We start from the raw sequence: 8,187 nt of genomic DNA, 5'->3' as shown, positions 1-8,187 counted from the left end.
CTGTTGTCCATTGGGGCTGTAGGCGACGCTATTAACCGCATTGCTATGACCAGTAAGGAATTTGAGGAGTTTACCACTGCTAACATCCCAGATTTTGATGGTCTTATCCCGACTAGCGGAAGCTAACTGTTGTCCATTGAGGCTGTAGGCGACGCTCCAGACTTCATCGCTATGACCAGTAAGGGATTTGAGGAGTTGACCACTACTGACATCCCAGATTTTGATGGTGTTGTCATCACTAGCAGAAGCTAACTGTTTTCCATTGGGACTGTAGGCGATGCTATTGACCGCGCTGCTATGACCTTCTAAAGTATTCACCTCGATCGCACGATTTTCTTTTGGCTCGTTTGGCTTTAAGTAAACCGCTTGCTGTAAAGTTGCCACAGTTTGCATTCGGGTATCGCTTCTATGCTGTGCCCAAATTGTATGCTTGAGTTTGCTACCTGCCCTTAATGCTGCTATTAAAGCATCTGGATGTTGTCTAGAAACAGCAAAGGCCTCAGAAGAATTATTGATGGCGTTAATTAGATGAACATTTGCCTCTACTGTCCACTGGAATGTTACCGCTGCTAACCCAGCAAATCCTAAACCTGCGGCAATTGAACTAAAAAGGGCGCGTTTGAAAACACGATTAAGTTTTACTTCACTTTGTTTTCTTTGTTCTCGTTCTTTTTCCAGTTCCACCATTACCTGTTTTAACTTCGGTTCCTGTTGCTGGCGGATAAAAGTGGCGATGTAGTCATGCACCAGTTGATAACGGTCATTTGGGTTTTCTGGTAGCAAAACTACTAAGCCGGATTGGACAAAAATCTCTAAGACTAAATCTAATTTACTGATTTCAGAAGCTTGTTTCGCCCTAGTTTCTGATCCCCCCGCCTGCGGCGATCGCCTCAAAAAGGGGGTAGCAAGAATAAAGCCCCCCTTTTTAAGGGGGGTTGGGGGGATCTCCGAGAAATACGGCATCAAATCACGTTCCAACTCAGCATGAGTCTTGAGTGGGCGAGTTCCTTTTTCATCAGTCAGTAGATACAGTAAAATGTCTGCTGCTTGCTGATTTTCTTCACCGCAATCATGAACAACTTCATTTAAATAACGCTTAACCAATTCCCCCTTAGTACCACGTTGCTGATATTCTGCCAGAGTTGTAATATTCTCCGTTTGCAGTTGCGCCCCCACAACCTGCAACTCAATGGGACGCACTTCACCCAATTCTCCGGCTAAATCTTGCACCAGTTGTTCTACTAAAGCAGGTTCTAAGCGAAAACTAGTATTCTCAGTTAAACGCTGAATAATTGACTTCGTATCAGCAGGTGAGAAATTCCCCAACTTGTAAAGCACATTATTACTGAGAATGTCATTGCCAATAATCTTGAGACTGGACAAATCATTGCACTCCAGCAAGTAATGAATGTAATCTACCCGCAGTGATAAGATAACTTTCACTGATAGAACATTCAAACACTCTCCCAGAAACTCAAAGAATTGCTTTCTTTGTGCAGGTTCGGTGTAAACAAAGAAAAATTCCTCAAACTGATCGAAAATTAGCACCGTGCGGAGGTTGTGCTGTTCGTTTTCTTTAAGTCTGGATATTAAATATTGCGGTATTCCGAGTTCAGAGGTCGAACGTCCGAGTTCAGAGGTCGAACGTCCGAGTTCAGAGGTCGAACGTCCGAGTTCAGAGGTTGAAGTGCCGAGTTCAGAGGCTGAACGTTGAGGTTCTGACTCTCCCCAATCAGTAGAGACGCGATTTATCGCGTCTCTACAAACTCTCGATTCCTCACTTTCTCCTAAAAGCCTGCCCAACTCTTCCACCCAGTTGGTGTAAACGCGCATTACCACCGGCAAATAATCTTGAGTACCGATCGCTTTATTCTTTAAAGCTGGTAACAGTCCTGCATTCACCAGGGAACTTTTGCCTACACCCGATTGCCCATGAATTACTATCAGCTTATAATCAGGGCGACCCATGCGTTCAATCAAACGTTCTATATCCAACAGGCGACCAGATGCAGCAATTTCTGGAGCAATATTTCCTTGAGGAGAATTTGAGCGCAATGTCTCGACAAATGCCTGTTTTGTAGCTTCTAACCTACCCGCACCAATAAAAGCCCGCAAGCCAAATTGCTGTTCAATGGAACGCCGTTGCTGTTTAATTTTGTATGCTTTGAGATATTTTTTTTGTTCAAAATAAAGCTGCTGTAAAAACCTGAGAATATCTAAGAAAAGCCTGACATCTTCTAGGGAATTACCCACATCCTTAGCATTTTCTAAGCTGAGGGTTGCCTCTTGAATTTGACCTAAATGGTATTGAGAACGACCTAAAATAAATTGATATAAGCTGAAGTCTTTTGATTTTAAAACCTTTTCAGTAATATTAGATAAAAGCCCTGATATATTAGCTGATTCCAGATTTGTAATCGTAGCAAAAACTTCCAAGGCTTGCTTAACTAACTGATTTGCTTTAACCCAATTATTCTGAGCCAAAGCTACCTCAGCTAAAAAACCGTAATCTTTGGCTAATTCTCTTAGCTTGTTGTTAGCTCGATGGATTACTAAACCTTGCTCAGAAAGACTCTGCAACGTTTCCCACTTTTGCAAGTCTCGCAAGATATCACCAAACTTAATTACTGCATTAGCAATTAAATCTGGACTTTTCAATCGGTTAATAAAATTTATATACTCTTGGATATAATGCCAAGTTGCTTGCCAATCGGGATGATTGATATCTTGATGTTTAAAAGCTTTGAGATAATAGCAAAAGCCAATCTCACCCAGAACTTTTGCCCATTGCTCTAAATTATGATTTTGTTGCCAAAGTTCTAAAGCTTTGTGATAATGCTCTAATGCCGAATCTTTTTGATTATTTATCTGTTTGATGAAACCTAACAAGGATTCTAGATTAGCTTGAATTTCTAAATTATAAACATCTGGCTTGTTGAGTAAATCTCTTTGTGCCGTTTCTAACTCATTTTCCAGTTTAATATATACATCTACACTGAAATTAAAGCTATTACTAAACCATTGATTAGCCGTTTTGGTAATAAAATCTACTAATTCTTGTGTTGATATGGCAAAATCTCTCGTAGTTGCCCAACTTTCCAAATCTGGTGCAAGCTGTATTAATTGCTTGTAGATTTCATCGTCAATCCACAACACTAAGGGAAAAGCAAAATTCTTGCGAAACTCTTCCCGCACCTGATTCGCAGAAGTTAACATCACAGACAAATTCTGCACTGATTCCAAACCCACAACCATCACACAGGCTGGTATTTCTGCGCCGAATTCTTCCTGAATCGCAGTATAAAGAGTTCTGTTTGATTGCTGCACTGCCAAGATACGAATTTCAACTTGACAAATTTCCTGCAATCTAGAGATTAAGCGATCGCGCAAGCTGGCATAATTACACCGTGCCAAAATCAGCTTAAACTGTCCCACAGAGGATTCGATCGCCCAAGCTAATTGTTTCAAAGAGCGATCGCTGTTTATATGAGCATCTTGTGATGATTGCGAGTCTGTCATAAGTTAAAAGGGCGGTTAGAAACCGCGTCTACACAAGGCTTTACCCACCTTCGTGGGTTTCAAACATTCAATTTTTCCTTAGTCCACGGAGGTGAACTACCCTGCGGGAAGCCGCAAAGCGTCTATGTTTGTATAGTCGCGAATTCCATTCGCCCTGCTCCCTGCCTCCTCATTGCAACTCCCTCGCCTCAGCCAAAACCGGATTAACATCAAACCAAGACTCGCCACCATCCCGATATTCAAACACAAATCGACTGCGAATCAGTTTTTGATACCCGTGGTCATCACTCACCTTTTTCTTTTCCTTGACATGGCGTAACAATTGCCACTCATCCTCAGAAATTGGCAACATGATTTCATTCCGCCGAGAACGAATCACTTGCTCTAAGGTTTCACGAGTTAAGGGAAGACTCATCTCTTCCATAATCCAGGTATTTAGCAGCCTCAGCACATCCCGCACATGACCACCGCTCATTTGACATAAACGCTCTAGGCTAGCAGCACTATCAAAAATCTCGGTAACTTTATTTAAACGCTCCTCTGGTGTCATGTCAGGAAAAGCTCTAGCAAGTACCATTTGCTGCATGAGTGACATTCCCTGTGTATGAACACTGCCATCAGACCATTGTACAGGTACCATTGGTAACACTTTGGGGTCTTCTGGGAAACGCTGAGTCAGCATTCCGTAATCATTGGAAAACTTCAAAGATAAGGGCATGGTGTAGATTAGATGACAATTCAGCTTCGTCAAAAACTCACCCTGATCGACAAATAAATATTCTTGCTGCGGACGACCCCAAGGTTTGGCGCGATTATCTATGCGGTCAAGATTATCGACAATTACCACTAGACCATTTTTACCTTGCTGTTTGAGTTTAGCGATCGCAGGTTCTAATAATTCTTGATTAATCGCTTCCAACAGCTTAGTTTTCTGCGGTGCTAAATACTGATTGAGTTTTTCGCGCAGGGTTGGGTCGTTTTTCATCTTGGCGGTGATTTCACCAATACCCATAGATAGAGAAAACTTATCTTTATCTGCGGATAAACCAACATCACCAAGCACGGGAAGCTTAACTTTTCCCGCCGTCACCTCGGAGTTTAAGACTTTCCAAGCACCTTGCAGCAACTCATTAAACTTGTTAGGTGCCTCCAGAGTAATTTTATCCAGACTTTGACTCACCCGCCGAGCGATCGCCAGCAGCACATCAGCAATATCGACATCGGTCATTTCCAAATCGTCACTAGACTCAAAATAGACTACATGGAAACCTAATTTTTCCAGTTCTGCCTGTAACCGTAATAGTTCTGTCGATTTACCACAACCAATATGCCCAGTAAATAAAGTGCAGGTGGGTTCATTGGGCTTAAAAAAAGTAATTTTCTGCTTCAGCTTGCCAAGAATATCACCACCTCGGACTGAGGAAAAATCTATGTAATACTTGCCATCAGAGCTATTGTTGACAAATAGAGTTCTGCTGGGATCGCTAGCCTGATAAAATTCCCGTAAATCTATGGGCATAACTTGGTAGTGCAATTATCTGGTATTGTCTTAACACATCCTTGTTGAAAAGGATCAAGTTATTTACATCTTTGCATCTCAAGAATGCCATAAAACATACATTTAGCGGCGTGCGATCGCTAATCTTGGTTCATAATTTAGATCAAATTGTGGGTAAAAGTATAGAATCTCCCATGTTTCAATCAAGAGAGATGTCAATCTTTTAATTGATATTAAACGTTTGATTCCTCTTGTACGTAATTATTATTTTGATAATCATCTTGCTTAGTAGAAGATGTGAGTTCTTCCAAAATTTGAATTGCACCACTAATCCGCAGTAAGGTATCGCGCAGATTTGCTTGTTTAGCCTCTAAATCTGCCATGACTTTTTGTCCTGATAGCAATTCGGCTTTGAGTTCAGTGAGGCGTTTTTCTAATTGTTCTTTCATTATTTAATTAAGTTCCTTTGACTTTGCTATTCACAGAAATAAATGTGCCTGTACCGGAATATTGGGGGGTTGCGTCGGGAATCGGACTAGGTACAGAAGGTTGTTGAGCGGGAACCAGGACTTGAAATTTGGCTTTAAATGAAGCACCTTTGAGCAGTACTGGTTTACCACCAGATTTTGTCTTTTTGGCTTTTTGGTTTCCAGCAAGGGATTCAATGGATAGTATCCCAACTCCAGGGATACTATATTGGGAAGTCATATAAGGACAACCAGGGACGATGACTTTTTTTTCGTCACCATCTACACAGACTACTTTCTGGTTAACTTTATCCTTGCCTGTGCCAATTAGATCGCCTGGACGGACGGTGACAATGGCTTGTCCAAAAGTCGGGTTAAACATGGCTTTATCGCCAGTGATAAGAATGAAGTCAGCCATTAGTGGGTAATAGTAATCAAACGTTTTTAGAGATAAATAAGGAAAGTTCTATGATTATCACGCTGCTCTAAAAGTAATGCCATCTAAAGAAACCCACCCATTGTTTCCCAAAACTACTTGGACTTGTCCATCAGTTAGAATATCAAGCCGACCTATTGTATTATTAAAGGTTTGAATTGCTTGAAGTTCCCGATTAGACGGTCTATAACCAACAGGAAGCGTAAAAATAGTCGTATTATTAGTTCCACTCCTTACTAAACCTCTGAGGTGAACTATCCCCAAGCTATCTTTGAAATATCCAGCGGGGTTATAAGTGTTGTCATAATTAACCCAATTGTTTTGGAATGTTGGCGTTTGCCATGGTTCTTGTTGCGTTATGTTTTGTAAACTTAGTAGTTGATAATAGGTAGTTTTTAAATGGGCATTAGAACCTTGATTAGGTTGTAATACTTCTATACATCTTGATTGCCCTTGAATAAATAACAGTGTATAAGGATAACGACCTGGTATTGATTGAAATACTCGCCCAGCATTAATGCTTCTTAATAACGTTTCTGCTGAACCACCTGTGGGAGCAATGTTTAAAGCGTCATAGCTGGCAACAGCAATTACATCACCAATAGCAGCAGTTGTATTAACCCAAGTAGCCCAACTATTCCATATAGTAGGATTACCAAAAACGTCATGAGTTGCCTTGTTCTTAAAAGTTCCATTGGGATTGAGAATAACTGTATTTAGCCCTCGGCTACTAGTCATACCCAAGTCAATATTGGCAATTTTTAAAAATGTGATATTTCCTTCAGATGATTCAAATGCTGATCCTCTTAAATAAATTTCGTAATTTTCATAAGCCACAGGGTTTCCACCTGCATATATTGTCCCAGCAATTTTTAAACTTCCTGTAATAACTCCATTGACTGTTAAACTCCCTTGGATTAACTGATTGCCTTGCACATTTAATTTGTATTCGCCTGGATTATTTGTGCCAATACCAAAATTGCCATTTGCTTTAATTCTGACAACTTCATTTCCTTCTTTAGTACCTCCAGATTGCACAGTAATAAATCGTAAGTCATCCTCTGGGTCGTCTCCCCAAGCAATTATGGCATCTTTTCTATTAGTTCCTTCATCCTTTAAACCAATAAATAGATTATCGCTATCCCAAGAAATCTTCATTCCTTTCGTCATCCAATCCCGACTTCCACCTACATTCCCGGTCATAGGTGTATCACCAATTGCTAAAATATTTGTGACAGCACCATTACTACATTGAACAGTACCACTAACCGTTAAATTTCCACCAAAAGAAGAATTTCCTGTTCCTTTGACTGTTAACCCACCATCTACAGCAGTGCTTAACAACATTCTTTCAATATTTTGATTATCTCGCCAAGAATGATTACCGTTAGCTGTATAGAATAAAGTAGAACCATTAACACCAAGTCCGTATCCACTCCAAAGTTGTAATTTCAGTTGGTTTGTAGTTCCAGTATCTGAAAAAGCAATTTGTTGACTGCCATCAAGACTAATTTTACCTTCCTGAATAGTTAAACTACCTTTAAGCAACTGATTACCTTGCACATTTAATTTGTAGTTTCCTGGCTCGGTCGTACCGATACCAACATTACCATTTACAATTAAACTGCCAGTGAAAGAAGAATTGCCTCTGCTATTCACTGTTAAATCGCCATCAATTTTTAAGCTACCTGTCAAAACTGCTAAGTTTGGATTAGTGTTTCCCCCAGAGCGAAGAGTTAAAGCTTTACTATTAGAATTTGGTAACGATAAACCAGAATATTCCCGAACATTAGCATCGAGAGTAATGGTATTTTGAGCTATTGTCAGCTTTCCCAGTTTGACGCTATTTTCAGGAATTGTAGTCGCAAATCCCAAAATAGGTTTTTCAATCCAACGAGTATAGCTATCTGGTACATCTTTTTGCTGTTGAACCTGTTTATCTTGAGCATATTGGATGTAGAGTACAGCGTCAGTAAGATTTTTGAAGTCAGAAAATGTAATATTTTCTTTTGAAATAATTAAATCACCATTACTATTGATAGCCGATCCAGATTTAATTTGAACAGATTTTGTATTCTGAACAACTATAACTTCCAGCCCTTCAATAATCCCTGAAATATGAAGACTTTGATTATTGTAGCGTTGGCGATCGCTAAGATATTTGTGTTGAATTTCAAAATCATCTTCTAGGAGATATTGCCCTGCAAAATAGTTAGGACGTTCATTACCAAAGTTGGTGAAATCAGTAGTTTGAGCCATGTTTTATC

The 8,187-nt window shown here is 40.1% G+C and carries 4 protein-coding genes and 1 pseudogene; all 5 read right to left on the bottom strand.

From position 1 onward, the window contains the following. Nucleotides 1-3,519: pseudogene (locus G1O98_RS19520) on the bottom strand (ribosome assembly protein 4); the annotation flags it as partial. A gap of 169 nt (nucleotides 3,520-3,688) precedes the next feature. After that, nucleotides 3,689-5,038: an AAA family ATPase gene (locus G1O98_RS19515; RefSeq protein ID WP_163930737.1), complete on the bottom strand. Its 1,350-nt coding sequence runs from the start codon at nucleotides 5,036-5,038 to the stop codon at nucleotides 3,689-3,691. A 212-nt stretch (nucleotides 5,039-5,250) separates the two neighbouring features. Further along, complete coding sequence (locus G1O98_RS19510) at nucleotides 5,251-5,466, bottom strand: hypothetical protein (protein ID WP_163930735.1); 216 nt, start codon at nucleotides 5,464-5,466, stop codon at nucleotides 5,251-5,253. Between the two features lie 7 nt (nucleotides 5,467-5,473). After that, nucleotides 5,474-5,902 carry a hypothetical protein gene (locus G1O98_RS19505; RefSeq protein WP_163930733.1) on the bottom strand — a complete coding sequence of 143 codons (429 nt, stop codon included), beginning with the start codon at nucleotides 5,900-5,902 and terminating at the stop codon, nucleotides 5,474-5,476. A 57-nt stretch (nucleotides 5,903-5,959) separates the two neighbouring features. Beyond that, the gene (locus G1O98_RS19500) at nucleotides 5,960-8,179 is read right to left on the bottom strand and encodes a hypothetical protein (RefSeq protein WP_163930731.1); all 2,220 of its coding nucleotides are present in this window, start codon (nucleotides 8,177-8,179) and stop codon (nucleotides 5,960-5,962) included. Between the last annotated feature and the right edge of the window lie 8 nt (nucleotides 8,180-8,187).

It is taken from the genome of Nostoc sp. UIC 10630 (assembly GCF_010747425.1).
Taxonomy (GTDB): domain Bacteria; phylum Cyanobacteriota; class Cyanobacteriia; order Cyanobacteriales; family Nostocaceae; genus Nostoc.
Note: the sequence above shows the minus strand (reverse complement) of the source record. Positions and strands in the feature narration are given on the sequence as shown.

What these genes read in the sequence shown, in the direction of transcription:
- G1O98_RS19505 (WP_163930733.1), bottom strand. Translation starts at nt 5,902, where the DNA reads ATGGCTGACTTCATTCTTATCACTGGCGATAAAGCCATGTTTAACCCG.
- G1O98_RS19510 (WP_163930735.1), bottom strand. Translation starts at nt 5,466, where the DNA reads ATGAAAGAACAATTAGAAAAACGCCTCACTGAACTCAAAGCCGAATTG.
- G1O98_RS19515 (WP_163930737.1), bottom strand. Translation starts at nt 5,038, where the DNA reads ATGCCCATAGATTTACGGGAATTTTATCAGGCTAGCGATCCCAGCAGA.
- G1O98_RS19500 (WP_163930731.1), bottom strand. Translation starts at nt 8,179, where the DNA reads ATGGCTCAAACTACTGATTTCACCAACTTTGGTAATGAACGTCCTAAC.